Genomic DNA, 18,310 nt, shown 5'->3' with positions numbered 1-18,310 from the left:
TTATTCCCTCCCGCCGGCGGCAAAGTCATCGAAGGCCCGCCCGGCAACGGGAATGATATGGCGACGAATAAACTCGCTGCCCTCGCGCGCGCCGGTCTCGGCGTCCTTCAGGCAGCACTCCCACTCCAGCACCGCCCAGCCGTCAAAATCATATTCGGTCAGCTTACTGAACACCCCTTTGAAGTCGATCTGCCCGTCGCCGGGAGAGCGGAAACGGCCAGCCCGCTGCTGCCAGGGCTGATAGCCGCCGTAGACGCCATTGCGCCCGTTGCGGCGAAATTCGGCGTCCTTGACGTGAAACGCTTTAATACGCGAATGATAGATATCGATATAGGTCAGGTAGTCCATCTGCTGCAGATGCAGGTGGCTCGGGTCATAGAGCATATTGCAGCGCGGATGGTTATCCACCCGCGCGAGAAAACGCTCAAAGGTCACGCCATCATGCAGGTCTTCGCCGGGGTGGATCTCGTAGCAGACATCGACGCCCTGCTCGTCGAAGAGGTCCAGCAGCGGCCGCCAGCGCCGGGCCAGCTCGGCAAAGGCCTCATCCAGAAGCGGCTGATTATGCGGCGGCCATGGATAAAAAAAGGGCCATGCCAGCGCCCCGGAAAAGGTCGCATGGGCCTTTAGCCCCAGGCGACCGGAGGCCACCGCCGCCTGCTTGACCTTCTCCACCGCCCAGCGCTGGCGCGCCTGCGGATCGCCATGCAGCGCCGCCGGAGCAAAGGCGTCAAACGCTGCGTCATACGCCGGATGCACCGCCACCAGCTGTCCTTCAAGGTGGGTGGACAGCTCGCTGATCGCCAGCCCATGCTCCGCCAGGACACCGCTGACCTCGTCGCAGTAGGTCTGGCTCGCCGCCGCCCGCTCGACATCGAAAATCGCCGGGTGGTTGCAGGGGATCTGCAATGCCTTGTACCCGAGGCCGGCGGCCCACTGCGCCACCCCCTCCAGCGTGTTGAACGGCGCCTGCGGGCCGATAAACTGCGCCAGAAAAATGCCCGGTCCCTTAATCGTTTTCATACCCCCTCCTGAAAAATTAGTGCGGCTCTTTCTCGTTGTACTGGAAAGAGAAAAGGAAAATCAGCGCGATAACCGCGGCGGCCACCGCCGGGATCCACCAGAAGGTCACCCAGGCCTGCGGCACGCTCTGCCCGGCCACCAGATGGTTATACAGCGCGCCGGAGATCTGCGAGCCCAGCAGCATGCCGATCCCGTAGGTGAACATCACAATCATGCTCTGCGCCTGGCCTTTGACCTTCTCGCCCGCCACGCGGTCGGTATAGATAAAGCCGACGACAAAGAAAAAGTCATAGCACACGCCGTGCAGCAAAATGCCAAGATAGAGCAGGAAGCGCCCCTCTTCGCTGACGCCGAGGGCGAAAAAGGCATAGCGGACAAACCACGCCACCATGCCGATAAGCAGCATGTATTTCACCCCGAGGCGACGGAACAGCAGCGGGATCACCAGCATAAAGACGATCTCTGACATCTGGCCGAAGGACATCGCGGTGCTGACATCCTTAACGCCGGCATCCGCCAGATACGACGCGGTATAGGCGTAATAGGTGCCTAACGGCACGGAAATTAAGGTGGCGCAGAGAGAGAAAATCAGGAAATGGCGCGTTTTCAGCAGCGCGAAGGCGTCCGCGCACAGCAGATCGCGAAACTGAACCGGCATGCCTTTGGCCGGCGCCGGGGTGTGGGGCAGCGTCAGGCTGTAGATCGCCAGCGCCACCGAACAGAGTGCCGCCAGGGTGAAGATGCCGGTGGTGTCAGAGATGCCGGTCACCCCGATGCAGATCCCGGCGATAATCCAGCCGATGGTGCCGAATACGCGGACCACCGGAAAGGTTTTATCGACGTTAGCCAGGCTGTGGAAGGCGATATTGTTGGTCAGCGCCAGGGTCGGCATGTAGCACAGCGTATAGCCGAACAGCAGGCCAATCAGCAGCGCGCCGTTCTGCGCCACCAGCGCCTGGGGGACAAACCACAGGATCGCCGCCCCGGCCAGGTGCATCACCGCCATCACCTTCTGCGAGGCGAAAAAGCGATCCACCAGCATCCCCAGCACAAAGGGAGACAGGATGGAGGCGATCGGCCCGGCGGAGAACGCATCGCCGATCAGCAATGACATCTCATAGCGGGTCATGACCAGCCCCAGGGTCACCGACCAGCTGCCCCAGATAAAGAACTGCATAAACATCATTAACGACAGCCGCGGCACCAAAAAACGGTGGCTCACGCGGACACTTTCCCGACCTTCTGTTGTTGTGACCATGTTGCTCGCCCTCAGAAAAGTAATCGATTACAAAATCGCACAAAACAAAAGTAATCGATTACAAAAAGAAGATCGCCAGGCAAATGCGCCACCTGCGAAGAGGATCACAATAAAAAGGCAGGCAGCCCCGCCGGACGGCGGGGCATCTCGCTTACGCCGGGCGGCGCAGCAGTTTGAAGGCGATAAACAGGAACAGGATCCACACCGGCAGCAGGATCGCCGACAGGCGCATCCCGTCGATCGTGCACATCAGCGCCAGAATCAGCCCAAGGAAAGCAATGCAGAAGTAGTTGCTGGCGGGCGCCAGCAGCGCTTTAAACTTCGACTCACGCCCTTTGCGGCGCTGGGCGGCGCGGAACTTCAGATGCGCCATGCAGATCATGATCCAGTTCAGCAGCAGCGTCGCCACCACCAGGGCCATCAGCAGTCCCAGCGCTTCATGCGGCAGCAGATAGTTCAGCACCACCACCAGCGAGGTGATAATCCCCGAGAGCAGCAGAGAGTTCACCGGTACGCCGCGCTTGCTGACGCGAGCGAGGAACGTCGGCGCATTGCCCTGCACCGACAGGCCGAACAGCATCCGGCTGTTGGAGTACACGCCGCTGTTATAGACCGACAGCGAAGCCACCAGAATGACGAAGTTCAGCGCGGACGCCACCAGGTTGCTGTCGAGATTATGGAAAATCATCACAAACGGGCTGCTGTCGGATTTGATCTCCACCCACGGGTAGAGCGCCAGCAGCACCACCAGCGAACCGATATAAAACAGCAGGATACGATAAACCACCTGGTTGACCGCTTTCGGAATGCTCTTTTCCGGATTTTGCGCTTCCGCGGCGGTGATGCCGATAAGCTCCAGCCCGCCGAAGGAGAACATGATCACCGCCAGCGACAGGATAAGACCGTGCCAGCCGGTGGCGAAGAAACCGCCGTGCTTCCACAGGTTGTCGAAACCCGCCTTGCTGCCGCCGTGGCCGCCAAACAGCATCCACAGGCCAAAGGCAATCATGCCGATAATCGCCAGCACTTTTATCAGCGCGAACCAGAACTCCGCTTCGCCATACAGGCGCACGTTGACGAGATTGACGGCGTTAATAATGAGGAAGAAGGCCGCCGCCCAGATCCAGGTCGGAACGTCGGGCAGCCAGTACTGCATGTAGATCCCGGCGGCGGTCAGCTCCGCCATTCCCACCAGCACGAACATCACCCAGTAGTTCCAGCCGGACAGGAAGCCGGCGAACGGGCCCCAGTATTTGTAGGCAAAGTGGGCAAAGGAGCCGGATACCGGCTCTTCCACCACCATCTCGCCCAGCTGGCGCATGATCAGAAAAGCGACAATCCCGGCCACCGCGTAGCCCAGCAAGACCGCCGGGCCGGCCATTTGAATCGCCGGACCAATGCCGAGAAACAGGCCGGTGCCAATCGCGCCGCCAAGGGCGATAAGTTGAATGTGTCGGTTCTGTAAACCGCGATGAAGCGTCGGGCCGCTCTCTTCTACGGCATCCGACGACGTTGACGCGTCTTTCACGTCGTTCCCCTGTGTGTTTTTGCGAAGGGGCACCTTTTATCACTTAGGGGGGATTGTCGCAAGTTGCGTGGGGCTATGGCGGCGGCTAGATTCCCCCCCACGCTTGCACGATCCCAGGCCGGGCAAGGCGTCGTCGTCCGGCACATACGCGGCTGACTACCCGCTCTCTTTGCCCGCTGGCGCTGCGCTTACCGGCCCTACGCAGACGCCTGTAGCCCGGTCAGGAAAACTTAATATCGCACCATCACCGACTTCAGCTCCGTGTAGTCATCGATAAACGCGCTGCCGAATTCGCGACCGATGCCCGAGCCCTTCATGCCGCCGAACGGCACCGCCGGGTCGAGGAAGGTATGCATATTGACCCACACGATGCCGGCGTCTATCGCCTCCGAGTAGCGCAGCGCCAGGCGAATATTATCCGACCAGACGCTGGCCGCCAGGCCATACGGCGAGGCATTCATCCGCGCCAGCGCCTCGTCTTCACTGTGATAGCCGATAAAGCTGCACACCGGGCCGAAGGTCTCCTCGCGCATCAGGGTGCTCTCTTCACTGCGCACTTTGACCGCCGTCGGCTGCAGGAAATAGCCCTCCCCCGGCAGGGCTTCGCCGCCGCAGACGATGGTATCGCCCTCGTCGCGTGCGGTCTGAATGAGCCGCAATACTTTTTCATGCTGCTGACGATTGGCCAGCGGCCCCATCAGCGTGCGCTCATCCAGCGGCGATCCCGGCGCGAAGGCGCTGAGTCTTTCTTTCAGCAGCGCCAGCACCGCATCCAGTTTGCCCTGCGGCAGATAAAAGCGCTCCGCGGCGGCGCAAATCTGCCCCTGGTTCAGGTAGCCGGCTTCAAGAATGCCGTTGACCATCACCTCCGGCGTCAGGTCGTCAAGAAACAGCGCGGCGTTTTTGCCCCCCAGCTCAAGGGTGACCCGTTTACCGAAAGCGCCAGCCGACTGCTGGACTTTCTCGCCGGTAGCCACCGAGCCGGTGAAGCTCACCTTGGCGCAGGCCGGATGAGTAATCAGCCGCTGAGCAATCTCGCCGCCGGCGCCGTTGACCACGTTAATCACCCCGTCCGGAATACCCACCGCTTTCGCCAGCTCCGCCACGCGCAGCAGCGTCAGCGGCGTATACTCGCTCGGCTTGAGGACGATGGTGCAGCCGCAGACCAGGGCCGCCGCCAGCTTCCAGACGGCAATCATAATGGAGAAGTTCCACGGCACGATGCCCACCACCACCCCCAGCGGCTGGCGGCGGGTGAAGGCGGTATATTTCTCCCCGGCCATCGACGGCAGCGACACATCCAGCGTTTCGCCGGTCACCTTCCCCGCCCAGCCGGCGAAGTAGCGCAGGAACGCGACCGATTGATCCAGCTCTAACATCCGTGCCAGCGTGATGGTCTTACCGGAGCAGAGACTTTCCAGCTGCGCCAGCGCTTCGCGATGCTCAGCCAGGGCATCCGCCAGCTTCAGCAGCAAGGTTCCGCGCGCCAGCGTCGGCATTTCGCGCCACTGACTAAACGCCTGGCGGGCGCTCTCTACCGCGCGGTCCGCCTGGTCGCTATCCGCCGCGGTGACCTCGGCGATCGCCCGCCCGGTGGCCGGGTTGATCACCGCAAACGGCGCGCCGCGGCCCGCCTCTCGCTCACCGGCGATAAACTGCCCGTGCGGCTGGCGTAAAAAGGCGGTCACTTCCGCCAGTAAGGTTATCTCGCTCATCGTCAGTACCCGTTTTTTCAGCAACGTTGGCCCATCACAGCACGGCTTCCCGCCGCCGCCCATCGTTCTAAAGAACGTCATTCTTCCGGACGATATTCAACGCCCGCGCGGCGTGCTGTGATGAGGAACTTGAGCGAGGCAAGACCACAGGGTAACGCGATGAACATCAAAATCGATGCGCTGAACTACTACGGCGCGACGAAGAAATACCACCTCCATTTTCCGGCGCTGCGGGAAGATATTGAAGCCGACGTGGTGATTATCGGCGGCGGCTTCTCCGGCATTAACACCGCCCTTGAGCTGGCGGAACAGGGCATCACTAACGTGGTGGTGCTGGAAGCGCGCCATCTCGGCTACGGCGGCACCGGGCGCAACGGCGGCCAGGTGATGGCCGGTATCGGTCACGATATCGAAGCGGTAAAAAAGCACGTCGGCAAAGAGGGGCTGGAGACGCTGTTTAAAATCGCCAACCTCGGCGCAGGCATCATTCGCGAGCGCATCCGCAAATACAACATCGACGCCGATTTCGTCCCCGGCTACGGCTACCTCGCCTATAACCAGCGGCAGCTCAAAACGCTGCGCCAGTGGGAGAAAGAGTTTAAGGCCGCCACCCCGGATGAAGATATCGAACTGTATACCGGGAAAGAGGTGCAGCAGGTGGTCGGCTCCGAGGTCTACTGCGGCGCGCTGAAACATATGGGCGGCGGGCAGATCCATTCGCTCAATATGCTCCTCGGCTCGGCGCAGGCCGCCCATTCGCTGGGGGTGAAGATCTTTGAATCCTCGCCGGTGGTGGAGGTGAATTACGGCAAACAGGTGCGGGTACGGACCGCGATGGGCAGCGTCAAAGCCGCCAAACTGCTGTGGGCCTGCGACAGCTTCCTCAACAATATGGAGCCGGAGATCTACAACAAAACGCTGGTCACCTACTCCTACCAGGTATCGACCGAGCCGCTCTCCGATGAACTGATCGAGCGCATCAGCCCGCTGCGCGGCGCCTTCAGCGATATTCGCCCGGTGATTAATTATTACCGCGTCACCCGGGAAAACCGCCTGCTGTTCGGCAGCGCCACCCGCTTTGTGGAGTATACGCCGAACGATTTCGCCGCCTGGAACCGCACCCTGCTGGCGGAGGTCTTCCCCTATTTGAAGGATGTGAAGATCGATTTCGCCTGGGGCGGGCCGATGGCCTGTAGCGCCAACCTGTTCCCGCAGATCGGCACCCTACGCGATCACAACAACGTCTTTTACGTCCAGGGGTACTCCGGCTTCGGCGTCACCCCGTCGCACATCGTGTGCAAAATCCTCGCCGAAGGGATCAACGGCGGTTCCGACCGCTATCGTCTGCTGAGCAGCATCCCCCACGCGACCATCCACGGCCGTGACAGCCTGCGCTTGCTATTAGTCACCGCCGGAAAACTGATGCATCAAACCGCCGGTTTCTGGAAAGGCCGGAGTTAACCAGGAGAACGCTATGCACGCTTTTAAACTTAAACACCCGGTGCCCGACCTGCAGCCAATCGGCAGCGTCAGCCTGCTCGGCGCGACGCCGACCGCCGGCGACCCGCAGGTGGCCGGGGCGATGATCTACGGCGAGCCGCAGGATGCCTTTACCTGCGGACTGTTTTCGTCCACTGAGGGGAGCTTTACCATGACCTATCCGTTTACCGAACACGCCACCGTGCTGGAAGGCGAAGTGGAGCTGACCGTCGCCGGCGGCGAGCCGCAGCGCTTTGCGCCGGGCGACAGCTGGTTTGTTAAACAGGGTACCGAAGTGGAGTGGAAAATCCTGACGCCGCGCTTTGTGAAGCACTACCTGGCGAACGTCGAGACGCGCTAACGCGCTGCGCTTGCCCGGGCCGGGGGGACGAATGCCGTCGCCAGGCCGGGTCAGGCGCCAGCCGCCACCCGGCAGAAACAGGCGCAATGTGGCAAGACGGATGGCCCCGGTTTTCGGGGTCATGTTGTTTATCCACCCTCACATTCATCGACGGCGTCACAGAATCATGCGCCGCCCTCCACCTTCCGGACGATATTCGTTGAGCAGGATGCCCGCCTAAATTATGACTATCCGGGAGTGGCGCTGGCTATTCCCTGCCCTCCCCCACTATTGTGCAGAGGTTGACTATGTTTAGTAACAGACTTGCCAGCCATCTTGAGCGCGGGGTCGTCGGCTTCCCGACCACTCTCGCCAGCTCCGTCGGGCTGATTATGGCCAGCCCGGTGATCCTGACGGTCACCAGCGGCTTCGGCATGGGCGGTGATACCTTCGCGCTGGCGGTGCTGCTGGCCTTTATTATGATGCAGGCGCAGGTCACCACCTTTGCCGAGGCGGCGACGCTCATTCCCACCACCGGTTCGGTATACGACTACATCTCCTGCGGCATGGGACGCTTCTTCGCCATCACCGGCGCGCTGTGCGCCTATCTGATCGTGCATATTTTCGCCGGGACGGCGGAGACGATCCTGGCCGGCATTATGGCGCTGGTGAACTTCGAATCGATCAACGCCCAGATGGCCGCTCACCAGAACACCTGGATGGTGGGCGTCGGCATGGTGGTGGTTTTCGGCCTGTTGAACGCCATCGGCGTGGAAATCTTCGGCAAGGTCGAAGTGGTGCTGACCTTCGGCATGTGGACCACGCTGACCATTTTCGGCCTGTGCGGCATTTTTATGGCGCCGGTCACCCATCTTTCCGGCTGGTTCGGCACGCCGCTGAACGTCAGCGATATCCATGGCCTGTTCGGCTATATCGGCATGGCGATGTTTATGTTCGTCGGTTGCGAACTGGTGACGCCGATGGCGCCGGAGATCAAACAGGCTCACCGTACCATTCCGCGGGCGATGGCGCTGGGCCTGCTGGGGGTCGCCAGCTGCATGTTTATCTACGGGGCGGCGATCAACCGCCAGGTGGAGAACACCGTGCTCGACGCGGCCAACAACGTCCATCTGCTGGATACGCCGATGGCGATCCCGGCCTTTGCCGAGCGGGTGATGGGCCACGCCGGCCAGTACTGGCTGGGGGTCGGGCTGCTGCTGGCGGGCTGCGCCACCATCAATACGCTGATGGCCGCGGTACCGCGCATTATTTACGGTATGGCGCTGGACGGCGCGCTGCCCCGCTTCCTGACCTGGCTGCATCCGCGCTTTAAAACGCCGGTGATCGCCATCGCCATCGGGGTGGCGATCCCCTGCCTGCACGCCTGGTATCTGAACGGCGATCTGGACCGCATCGTGCCGCTGATCCTCGCCGCGGTCTGCGCCTGGGGCGTCGCCTATCTGCTGGTTACTCTGTCGGTGGTGATGCTGCGCATTCGCCGCCCGGACCTGCCGCGCGCCTACCGCTCGCCGTGGTTCCCGCTGCCGCAGATTATCTCCAGCGTCGGGATTATCATCGCTATCGTCAATATCACCCCGCCGGGGATGGACAGCCGCCAGGTGCTGGTGCCGTTCGGCATTATGCTCGGCCTGACCGCCGCCTACGCCCTGTTCTGGACGGTGTGCGTACAGCGCGTCAATCCGTTCAAGCCGCTGGTGGTGGAAGAGGTGGTCGACCGCGCCATCAGCAATTACGACAAACAGACCCGCGGGGAGATGACGCCAGATGTCCTCCGTCCCCTGGTTTGAGACGCCGTTAATGAACGCGGTGCAGCGCGATCTGGCCGGCTGGCCCTGCGAAAAGCTTAGCGAGCGCAGCGCGCTGCTGCGATTGAACGACGCCACCGCCGTCACCTTCAGCGTGCGTCAGAAGCGGCTGTTTATGGCCAGCATTCACAGTTGCGAATTTGTCGTCGCAGGGCCGGTCACCCGGCCCGTGCGCGGTCACATTCGCGCCCATCAATCCGGCTGGTGGAAACGCCAGCCGATCCGCTTTATCGGCGGTAAAGGCAGCGAGGAACTCGCCGGCTATCTCAACGGGTTTCCTAATCTCCAGCAGACCCTAAGCGAACTGGACTACCGCCGCTTTTCGTTGACCTTTGACGATAACGGCTGGCGCTGCAGTATTGAACCCTGGGCCGCCAGCGAAGTGGTCTGTAAAATGCCGCCGCTGCGCCGTTATCTGCGGCTGGAAGCGCAGCAGCGGATGCTGCTGCTCAGCGTGCTGGCGATGATCGATCAGGCAGTCAGTCAGTGGATGCGCGGTGAAATCGTAGATGAGAAAGCATTTTCTTCCCCGCCATCACAGCGGGGAAGCTGAGCCGGTTTACTGCAGGCCAAACCGTTGCGCCAGCCGATCGATGGCCTGCCTCTGGAACTGCGCAAACTCCGCCCGCGGCTGCTGCTGCTGAATAAATTCCAGCAGAGGATCCTGGACCGCGGTGCGAATGCCGCTCAGGGCCTCCATCACCGCCAGGCCGCAGAACGGCACGTAGGATTCGGCGTAGCCGCCCTCGTGCACCATCACCAGTTTCCCGCCGCACAGACGATCCGCCGCCTGCTGCACCAGCCCGGTCATCGCCCGGAAGCTGTCGCTGTGCAGCTGCATCCGCGCCAGCGGGTCCATGGCGTTGGCATCATAGCCGCAGGCGATGATAATCAGCTCCGGCTCAAAGCGTGCCAGCGCCGGAATAACGATGGTTTCCAGCGCATAGCGCCAGCTGTCGTCCCCCGCCCCGGCCAGCAGCGGAATATTGATGTTGTAACCTTCGCCCGCGCCCGCGCCGCGATCGTCCTCACCGGCATAACCGGGTGGGAAGCAACCGTCCTGATGCAAGGAGATGGTCAGCACGTCGTCGCGCTGCAGGTAGATATGCTGGGTGCCGTTGCCGTGATGAACGTCCCAGTCAATGATCGCCACCTTGCCGAGCCCCAGCAGCGCTTTCGCCCGCTCGACGGCAATCGGAATATTGGCGAGGAAACAGAAGCCCATCGACTGGTCCGGCAGGCAGTGGTGTCCGGGCGGCCGCGACAGCGAATAGGCATTATCCAGCTCGCCCTTCAGCACCGCTTCCACCGCCGCGCAGGCCAGTCCGGCGGAGAGACAGGCGATTTCATAACTGCCCGGCCCCAACGGCGCCTCTTTGCCCAGCATGCCGCCGCCGTTATCGCTTATCGCCTTGAAGCGCTCAAGATAGCTGTCGGGATGGATCCGCCGCAGGTCCGCAAGGCTTGCCGGCGCCGCGCTGCGCAGCGCCAGCTGCGGCGTCAGCCCGGAGACGTCCATCAGGTTTTTCATCCGCCGTTTGGTCTCCGGCGATTCGGCATGACCGCCGCCGGCGGGCGGTTGCACCCACCCGCCCACCGGCAGCGTCACCGCGTGCAGACCGGTACTGTGCCAGAAACAACGTTCATCAAAGAAGAAACCGGTTTTTCTTTTCACTCTATCCTCCCGTTGGCTAAGCCTTTGCCGGCGGCCGACGCCGCCGCAATCAAAATCAGTGACAGCAGCGCGCAGCCCCCTGCCGCCAGCAGCAGCGGATCGGCGCTGGCAAAATGCTGCAGTAAAGCCCCGGCTAATGCCGGACCGGCCGCCATGCCGCCGCCGATCACCAGATTAATGCTGTTCATCAGCCGGCCGTTGTTATCGAGCCCAGCGACGCGGGCGAGAATAAAAGGCAGCACGAAGGTCCAGGTGAACTTAAACAGCAGCGCCGCGATGGCGTAGCGCGCCAGCAGCGGCTGGCCGATCAGCAGCCCGACGCTGAGGATCAGCAGGCCGTAGCCCAGCCACACCGGCAAACGATCGGCCCGCCGGGTGCCGCGCAGGGCCGCGCCCCCCGCGCCGATAATGCCGCACACCGTCGCCGCCGCCAGCACCAGGCCGACCTGCGTCGGGCTCAGGCCCGCCGCCGCGCCGAGGGTGCCGATAAAAGTCCACACCGCGCTAAGGCTGATATAGAAGGTCAGCACCGCGAGGACCGCCAGCGCCTGACGCCACAGCGCCGTCGGCGGCTGCTGGCGCGAGACGGACAACGGTTGAAAGCGCGGCGGGAAAGCCGACACCAGCGGCAGGCAGCAGAGCATAATGGCGGCGAGGATCAGATAGACCACTTTGAGGCCAAAGCTGGCAAACAGCCCGGGCAGCACCAGCAGGCCAAGCATCCCCAGCAGCAGTTGCCCAAGCACCCAGAAGGCATAGACTCGCGACGGGTTCGAGGTTCCCGCCGCGCAGCTGATGCACAGAATCATCAGCGTGCCGCCCGCCAGCGAGGCGAGAAAGCGCACCGCCAGCAGCGTCTCATACTGGGTCACCGCCGCCGAGGCGAGATTGGCTGTCAGAAACACGACCCCGGCCGTCAGGGCGACCCGCCGCCAGTCGAGGCGACTCATCCACCACCACGCCGGCAGCGTCGCCAGGCTCATCGCCCCCAGTTCCGCTGAGAACAACCAGCCGATCTGGCCGGGTTTTAGCTGCCATTCGCTGGCCAGCTGCGCCGCCACCGCCGGCGCGGTCATCAGAATACCCGGCGCAATTGCGGCGAAAATCACAATCGCCGCCAGCAAACGCAGGGACACGACCAGCCCGGCGGGCCGGGAAAGTGCATGTTCAGTGAGAGGGGTACTTGACATCGTAGGGCGTGCTCCGGTCAAAAAAGCCTCCCCCCGGAGGGGTCTCCAGGGAGTGATACCCACAGGCATCAGGAAAACGCCGTGCTGCCACGGCGCGCGCGGGATGCGATAGTCAGATCACAGATGCAGCGTACGCTGAGCGGCCGGCATCCAGGTTCGGGAAACGAGTTCAGTACGATTGACCACTTCGGTCTTGGCGAAAATATTGCGCAGGTGCGTTTTCACCGTCGAGAGCGAGATATCCAGCCGGCGGGCAATCAGCTTATTGCTGGCCCCTTCGCGCACCATGCCGACGATTTCCCGCTCTTTGGCCGTCAGGATGGCGGGCAGGTCATCTTCGTCCTGCAGGCAGTCGCGGATCGCCAGCTCCACCAGCGGCAGCACCGCCTGGGCCCGATGACGCTCTTCGCTGGAGAAAGGCACGTCGCGCATCAGCGAGATACCGGCGACGATCCGCCGCTCGCGGCGAATAAAGATCTCGGTCATGTCGCGCACATTATTCGGCAACATAAATTCATGATAATAATGCCGGTTGCGGTCGCAGAGCCGCGGCGTCATCGCCGCCATGGTGGTGTTCTGGTGGCTAAAGCGCGACGGCAGCAACGGATCCAGCGGCTGGAAGTTTTCCAGATATTGTTGGTGCGTATTATCAGAAATATTATGCAATATATAGTTTTCGGGTTTTAACCGATTATTTACTCGATAAAATACCGCCGAAGACAGTGGAATTAACTGGGAAATAGTCTGTAAACAACGGGCTATTATCGCATCATTACGGCTGGCTTTTAACAAAGCAGACATGATAGGGCCTCCCCGTCGAGGTGCTGGAACATGACACATGAATGACTACCGATTATTGAAGCATACATTTCACATTTAAGTAACACAATCATTAACATATTAACAGTGTGATAGCCGTTACAAAATTTTCAGCAATCCATTGTTATATAAAGCATTTAAAAAACACACCCGCCATGCTTTACGATAGCGGCGTTAAAACATAAACAAAAAAGATTAACACCCGGCGGACAGGCCCCTGGTGATAAAAAAACCCTATCCCGGACGCGTCTCTCTCATCCTTAAGAACGATGGATTTCTGTTTTTTTTCACTTATACCTCTAACAGGATGCAATTAATTTTCGCCGCGGCTTAATCATGTGATTACGCCTGACCCGCTGTTGCCAAAATAATATCAACAGCGCCGGTCATTAACCGAGGATAAGCCGATGCTGAATATCGCCGCCCTGCGCCAGCAGCAAATTCCGCTGGCCGCTGAGCCGCGCTCGCCGGTGCCGTTTCATATTCTGATGAAGCCGATTGGCCCCGCCTGCAATCTCGCCTGCCGCTACTGCTATTACCCACAGGATGAAACGCCGGTCAACAAGATGGACGAGGCGCGGCTGGAGCAGTTTATCCGCCGCTATATCGCCGCCCAGCCCGCCGGCGCGCGGGAAATCAACTTTGTCTGGCAGGGCGGCGAGCCGCTGCTGGCCGGCCTGAGCTTCTACAAAAAAGCGCTCGCCCTGCAGGCGCGTTATGCCCCCGACGGCGTCACCATCAGCAACAGCCTGCAGACCAACGGCACGCTGATCAACGACGCCTGGTGCCGGCTGTTTCGCGAGCATCGCTTTATTATCGGCTTGAGCCTCGAAGGCAGCGAAGCGCTACAGGACCAGCATCGTCCGGATAAACGCGGCCGGGCCACCTGGCCGGCGGCGCTGCGCGGCATCGACCTTCTCCACCAGCATCAGGTGGAGTTTAACCTGCTGGTGGTGGTGCATAACGAGATGGCGGCGCACGCGGCGGCGATTTATGACCGGGTGGTCAGCCTCGGCGCGCGCTATCTGCAGTTTCAGCCGCTGATGAGCGAAGGCTCAGCGCTGCGCGAGGGCTATCAGCTGAGCGCCGATAACTGGGGGCGTTTTATGGTCGGCATCTGGCGGCAGTGGCAGAAGCGCTGCGACAAGGGGCGGGTGTTCGTCATCAATATCGAGCAGGCGTGGGCGCAGTACTTCACCCACACCAGCGGCAGCTGCGTGCACAGCGCCCGCTGCGGCAGCAATCTGGTGATGGAGCCCGACGGAGAGCTCTACGCCTGCGATCATCTGATCAACGCCGAGCATCGGCTGGGCCGCCTCGATGAGCAGACGCTCGCCACCGCGGTCGACGCCTCGGTGCAACTGCCTTTCGGTCAGCAGAAAAGCCTGCGCCGCGAATGCCAGACCTGCGCGGTCAAAATGGTCTGCCAGGGCGGCTGTCCTGCGCATCTCAACGCCGCGGGCAATAACCGCCTCTGCGGCGGCTACTACCGCTTCTTTAGCGAAATTCTTGCGCCCGTGCGCCCCTTTTCCCGCGACCTTGAAGGGCTGCAAGCCTGGCGGGCCGCGTTTGTCGGGGCCGCGCATCCGGCGTAGCCCGTTGCTCTGAAGCTATCCCTTTGAAACAGGAGAATCCGTTGTGAATAAAACAGCCATGGCCGCGGCGGTCAGTGTCATCCTCGCCGGCGGCGCGCACGCCGCGCAGCAGGAGCGTCCGAACGTCATCGTCATTATCGCCGATGATATGGGCTACTCGGATATTAGCCCCTTCGGCGGCGAGATCCCCACCCCCAACCTGCAGGCGATGGCCGAGCAGGGGATGCGCATGAGCCAGTATTACACCTCGCCGATGTCGGCCCCGGCGCGCTCCATGCTGCTCACCGGCAACAGCAACCAGCAGGCCGGGATGGGCGGCATGTGGTGGTATGACAGCACTATTGGCAAGGAGGGCTACGAGCTGCGGCTGACCGACCGCGTCACCACCATGGCCGAGCGCTTTAAAGACGCGGGGTATAACACTCTGATGGCCGGCAAGTGGCACCTCGGTTTTGTTCCCGGCGCCACGCCGAAGGACCGCGGCTTTAACCACGCTTTCGCCTTTATGGGCGGCGGCACCAGCCATTTTAACGACGCTATTCCGCTGGGTACCGTTGAAGCGTTTCACACCTACTACACCCGCGACGGCGAGCGCGTCTCCCTGCCGGACGATTTCTACTCCAGCGAGGCCTACGCCCGGCAGATGAACAGCTGGATTAAAGACACGCCGCAGGAACAACCGGTCTTCGCCTGGCTGGCTTTTACCGCCCCGCACGACCCGCTGCAGGCGCCTGACGAATGGATCAAGCGCTTCAAAGGCCAGTATGAGCAGGGCTACGCCGAGGTCTATCGCCAGCGTATCGCCCGCCTGAAAGCGCTGGGGATTATCCATGACAACACCCCGCTCCCGCACCTTGAGCTGGATAAAGAGTGGGACGCGCTGACCCCGGAGCAGCAGAAATATACCGCGAAAGTGATGCAGGTCTACGCGGCGATGATCGCCAATATGGACGCGCAGATCGGCACCCTGATGGAAACGCTGAAGCAAACCGGTCGCGACAAAAACACCCTGCTGGTGTTCTTAACCGACAACGGCGCCAACCCGGCACAGGGCTTCTACTACGAATCCACCCCGGAATTCTGGAAGCAGTTTGACAACAGCTATGACAACGTTGGCCGCAAAGGCTCGTTTGTCTCCTACGGCCCGCACTGGGCCAACGTCAGCAACGCCCCTTACGCCAACTATCACAAAACCACCAGCGCTCAGGGCGGCATTAACACCGACTTTATGATCGCCGGCCCCGGGATTACCCGCCACGGTAAAATCGACGCCTCGACGATGGCGGTGTATGACGTGGCGCCGACCCTGTATGAATTCGCCGGTATCGACCCGAACAAATCGCTGGCGAAGAAGCCGGTGCTGCCGATGATTGGCGTCAGCTTTAAGCGCTATCTCACCGGCGAAGTGCAGCAGCCGCCGCGCGGAAACTACGGCGTCGAGCTGCACCATCAGGCGGCGTGGGTCGATGGCGAATGGAAGCTGCGGCGGCTGGTGCCGCGGGGCTTCACCGCCGGCGACGCGCCGTGGCAGCTGTTTAATCTGCACGACGATCCGCTGGAAACTCATGACGTCGCGGCCCAACACCCCGATCGGGTCAAAGCGATGAGCGAAGCCTACGAGGCATTCGCCAGACGCACCATGGTCACCCGGGCGCAGGGCAAAATGATCGATTACGTCGGCATCGACAGCAAGACCGGACGCTATCTGGCGGTCGACCCCGCCACCATGAAGCCGGTTCCGGCGCCGCAGGCGATCCCGGTGAGCGAGCTCCATTAACCGACCCGGCTATCGTTCTTCCGGGCGATAGCCGGGAGCTGGCGCGCTTTTTAAGGTAACCGGAAACCCCATTACAGGAGAGAGCGAATGGCGAGAGTCGTGGTGATCACCGGCGGCGGAACCGGAATTGGCGCCGCCTGCGCGCGGCTGATGCGCGCCGCGGGCGACCGGGTGTTTATTACCGGACGGCGCGAGGCGCCATTGCGGGCGGTCGCCGATGAGACCGGCGCCACGGCGCTGATGGGCGATGCCGCCGACGGCGAGGCGTGGCGCCAGCGGCTACTGCCGGCCATTCTCGACCAGGCCGGCGGTATTGATGTCCTCATCTGCAGCGCCGGCGGGATGGGCAACAGCCCCGCCGCCGATACCAGCGACCGCCAGTGGCGCGAGGCGCTGGACGGCAATCTCACCAGCGCCTTCGCCAGCGTTCGCGCCTGCCTGCCCTCGCTGATTGCCCGCCGCGGCAACGTGCTGTTTGTCGCCTCCATCGCCTCGCTGGCCGCCGGTCCGCAGGCCTGCGGCTACGTCACCGCCAAACACGCCTTAATCGGCCTGATGCGCTCCGTCGCCCGCGATTACGGCCCGCAGGGGGTGCGCGCCAACGCCGTCTGCCCCGGCTGGGTCACCACGCCGATGGCGGATGAAGAGATGCTCCCGCTGATGCAGGCGGAAGGGTTGTCGCTGACTGAGGCGTATCAGCGGGTCTGTCGCGACGTTCCGCTGCGCCGACCCGCCAGCCCCGTGGAGATAGCCGAGGTCTGTCAGTTTCTCTGTTCGCCGCAGGCCGCCATCATCAGCGGCGCTACGCTGGTCGCCGACGGCGGCGCCAGTATCGTCGATGTTCCCACTCTGGCGTTTGCCTAACGCCCTACTCTGTTCAGGAGCCCCTATGACTTCAGAAGCCGTATTTATCCAGGTCGGCGCGCTGGCCGATGGTTTTGCGCCACACGGTAATTTACTCGCCACCGCCAGCCTGCCCGCAGACGAGCGCTTTACCTTTTATGTCGCCGGGAGCGAGCCGCAGCAGTTGATCATCGAAGATGAGCAGACGCTAAGCTGGAACGGCACGCGCACTCCCTGGCGGGCGACCGCCCTGCGCCCGGATATTCTGTTTATCGACTTCCTTGACCCGGAGCGGGATAACGCCAGCATCAGCGCGGTATGTAACCTGACGCAGCGCAACGCTACCCTGGTCTATGGCCAGCTGCCGGACGAAGCCGCCGCGCGGCTGGACGCCTTCAGCCGGGTGGAGCGAGGCCTGCCGCTGACCGCGGTAGAAGCGCGCTTTGTCTTCGCCCGCCTGGATGCGCAGCCGGGGCCGCTGCCGGGCTTTACTCCTGCGCTGGTCGGCATGCGCAATCAGTACACCTACAGCCCGACCGAGCGCTATGAGCACATCTATCTCAACGATAATTTTTACGCCTGGCAGTGTCTGGACGGCGTGGAAAAGGGGCTGGCGGATGTCGACCGCTGCCACTATGTGCTGGTGGCGGAGGATCTCTATCTGTTTGTCTGGCGCGAGAAAATCATTCCGACGCTGGGGGTGATCCTGATCGATCTTCAGCAAATGCGCACCGACGGCAAGATCATGGGCTATCAGGGCAGCGACTTCGGCGCCCTCAGCAATTTCCCGGTCGGCGCCAGCGCGAAGATCCTCAACATCACCCGCCATCAGGAATAAAGGGGCGCCGTCGGGCACGCTTTCAGGCACCACGCCCGTCCTATTGCCGGGTGGCGGCTGGCGCCTTACCCGGCCTACGGGGTCCTCTCACAGGCTCATACCTCGTAGGCCCGGCAAGCGCAGCGCCACCGGGCGATGACAGCAGGCACAGAGCCGCTTTTATGCCGGGTGGCGGCTGCGCCTTACCCGGCCTGGAGGGTCCTCTCACAGGCTGACACAGCGTAGGCCCGGTAAGCGCAGCGCCAGCGGGCGATGACAGCAGGCACGGAGCCACTTTTATGCCGGGTGGCGGCTGCGCCTGACCCGGCCTGGAGGGTTCGTGCGACCTGTCGTTAATATATTCACCATGGTTGCTGAAACTGCCGGTGCTGACGGCCTCAAAATCGCTGAGACGTTCCCGGAAG

At 61.9% G+C, this 18,310-nt stretch carries 15 protein-coding genes; 8 read left to right on the top strand and 7 right to left on the bottom strand.

Annotation, left to right across the window (positions count from 1 at the left end; genetic code table 11):
* The 4 genes from ABLX76_RS23000 to ABLX76_RS22985 form a co-directional block, all read right to left on the bottom strand.
* The gene (locus tag ABLX76_RS23000; RefSeq protein ID WP_023288719.1) at positions 1-1,023 is read right to left on the bottom strand and encodes a sugar phosphate isomerase/epimerase; all 1,023 of its coding nucleotides are present in this window, start codon (positions 1,021-1,023) and stop codon (positions 1-3) included.
* Between the two features lie 16 nt (positions 1,024-1,039).
* Positions 1,040-2,245 carry an MFS transporter gene (locus tag ABLX76_RS22995; RefSeq protein ID WP_072420798.1) on the bottom strand — a complete coding sequence of 402 codons (1,206 nt, stop codon included), beginning with the start codon at positions 2,243-2,245 and terminating at the stop codon, positions 1,040-1,042.
* A gap of 187 nt (positions 2,246-2,432) precedes the next feature.
* The gene (gene pheP / locus ABLX76_RS22990) at positions 2,433-3,809 is read right to left on the bottom strand and encodes a phenylalanine transporter (RefSeq protein WP_241515627.1); all 1,377 of its coding nucleotides are present in this window, start codon (positions 3,807-3,809) and stop codon (positions 2,433-2,435) included.
* A 230-nt stretch (positions 3,810-4,039) separates the two neighbouring features.
* Positions 4,040-5,524, bottom strand: a complete 1,485-nt coding sequence (locus tag ABLX76_RS22985; protein WP_348875359.1) for an aldehyde dehydrogenase family protein — start codon at positions 5,522-5,524, stop codon at positions 4,040-4,042.
* A gap of 159 nt (positions 5,525-5,683) precedes the next feature.
* Here ABLX76_RS22985 and ABLX76_RS22980 point away from each other — a divergent pair, with 159 nt between their 5' ends.
* The 4 genes from ABLX76_RS22980 to ABLX76_RS22965 all read left to right on the top strand — a co-directional run bounded on the left by ABLX76_RS22980 (position 5,684) and on the right by ABLX76_RS22965 (position 9,722).
* A complete protein-coding gene (locus tag ABLX76_RS22980; protein WP_023288715.1) occupies positions 5,684-6,985 on the top strand; it encodes an FAD-binding oxidoreductase in 1,302 nt (433 codons plus the stop codon).
* Between the two features lie 13 nt (positions 6,986-6,998).
* Positions 6,999-7,364: a cupin domain-containing protein gene (locus ABLX76_RS22975; protein ID WP_002892824.1), complete on the top strand. Its 366-nt coding sequence runs from the start codon at positions 6,999-7,001 to the stop codon at positions 7,362-7,364.
* A gap of 287 nt (positions 7,365-7,651) precedes the next feature.
* Positions 7,652-9,151 carry an APC family permease gene (locus ABLX76_RS22970; RefSeq protein WP_348875344.1) on the top strand — a complete coding sequence of 500 codons (1,500 nt, stop codon included), beginning with the start codon at positions 7,652-7,654 and terminating at the stop codon, positions 9,149-9,151.
* Positions 9,129-9,722 carry a DUF3156 family protein gene (locus tag ABLX76_RS22965; protein WP_139620581.1) on the top strand — a complete coding sequence of 198 codons (594 nt, stop codon included), beginning with the start codon at positions 9,129-9,131 and terminating at the stop codon, positions 9,720-9,722. The genes ABLX76_RS22970 and ABLX76_RS22965 overlap by 23 nt, the downstream gene beginning before the upstream one ends.
* A gap of 6 nt (positions 9,723-9,728) precedes the next feature.
* On the opposite strand, the gene ABLX76_RS22960 is transcribed toward ABLX76_RS22965, so the two are convergent.
* The 3 genes from ABLX76_RS22960 to ABLX76_RS22950 all read right to left on the bottom strand — a co-directional run bounded on the left by ABLX76_RS22960 (position 9,729) and on the right by ABLX76_RS22950 (position 12,835).
* Positions 9,729-10,844 (bottom strand): class II histone deacetylase, encoded by a 1,116-nt coding sequence (locus ABLX76_RS22960; protein WP_023288712.1) that lies wholly within the window; start codon positions 10,842-10,844, stop codon positions 9,729-9,731.
* Positions 10,841-12,034: an MFS transporter gene (locus ABLX76_RS22955; RefSeq protein WP_023288711.1), complete on the bottom strand. Its 1,194-nt coding sequence runs from the start codon at positions 12,032-12,034 to the stop codon at positions 10,841-10,843. Before ABLX76_RS22955 ends, ABLX76_RS22960 begins: the two co-directional genes overlap by 4 nt.
* Before the next feature lie 117 nt (positions 12,035-12,151).
* Entirely contained in the window at positions 12,152-12,835 is a 684-nt protein-coding gene (locus ABLX76_RS22950) for a LuxR family transcriptional regulator (RefSeq protein WP_032454931.1), read from the bottom strand.
* A gap of 425 nt (positions 12,836-13,260) precedes the next feature.
* Here ABLX76_RS22950 and ABLX76_RS22945 point away from each other — a divergent pair, with 425 nt between their 5' ends.
* The 4 genes from ABLX76_RS22945 (at position 13,261) to ABLX76_RS22930 (ending at position 17,906) form a co-directional block, all read left to right on the top strand.
* Positions 13,261-14,448 (top strand): anaerobic sulfatase maturase, encoded by a 1,188-nt coding sequence (locus ABLX76_RS22945; RefSeq protein ID WP_348875343.1) that lies wholly within the window; start codon positions 13,261-13,263, stop codon positions 14,446-14,448.
* A 43-nt stretch (positions 14,449-14,491) separates the two neighbouring features.
* A complete protein-coding gene (locus ABLX76_RS22940) occupies positions 14,492-16,225 on the top strand; it encodes an arylsulfatase (protein ID WP_023288708.1) in 1,734 nt (577 codons plus the stop codon).
* An 87-nt stretch (positions 16,226-16,312) separates the two neighbouring features.
* Complete coding sequence (locus tag ABLX76_RS22935; RefSeq protein WP_065882594.1) at positions 16,313-17,089, top strand: SDR family oxidoreductase; 777 nt, start codon at positions 16,313-16,315, stop codon at positions 17,087-17,089.
* 25 nt (positions 17,090-17,114) lie between these two features.
* Complete coding sequence (locus ABLX76_RS22930; protein ID WP_087849368.1) at positions 17,115-17,906, top strand: MoaF C-terminal domain-containing protein; 792 nt, start codon at positions 17,115-17,117, stop codon at positions 17,904-17,906.
* Positions 17,907-18,310: the final 404 nt, after the last annotated feature.

It is taken from the genome of Klebsiella sp. JB_Kp004 (assembly GCF_040065795.1).
Lineage (GTDB): Bacteria > Pseudomonadota > Gammaproteobacteria > Enterobacterales > Enterobacteriaceae > Klebsiella > Klebsiella quasipneumoniae.
The sequence above is the reverse complement of the archived record's forward strand: the minus strand, read 5'-3'. Positions and strand labels throughout refer to the sequence as shown.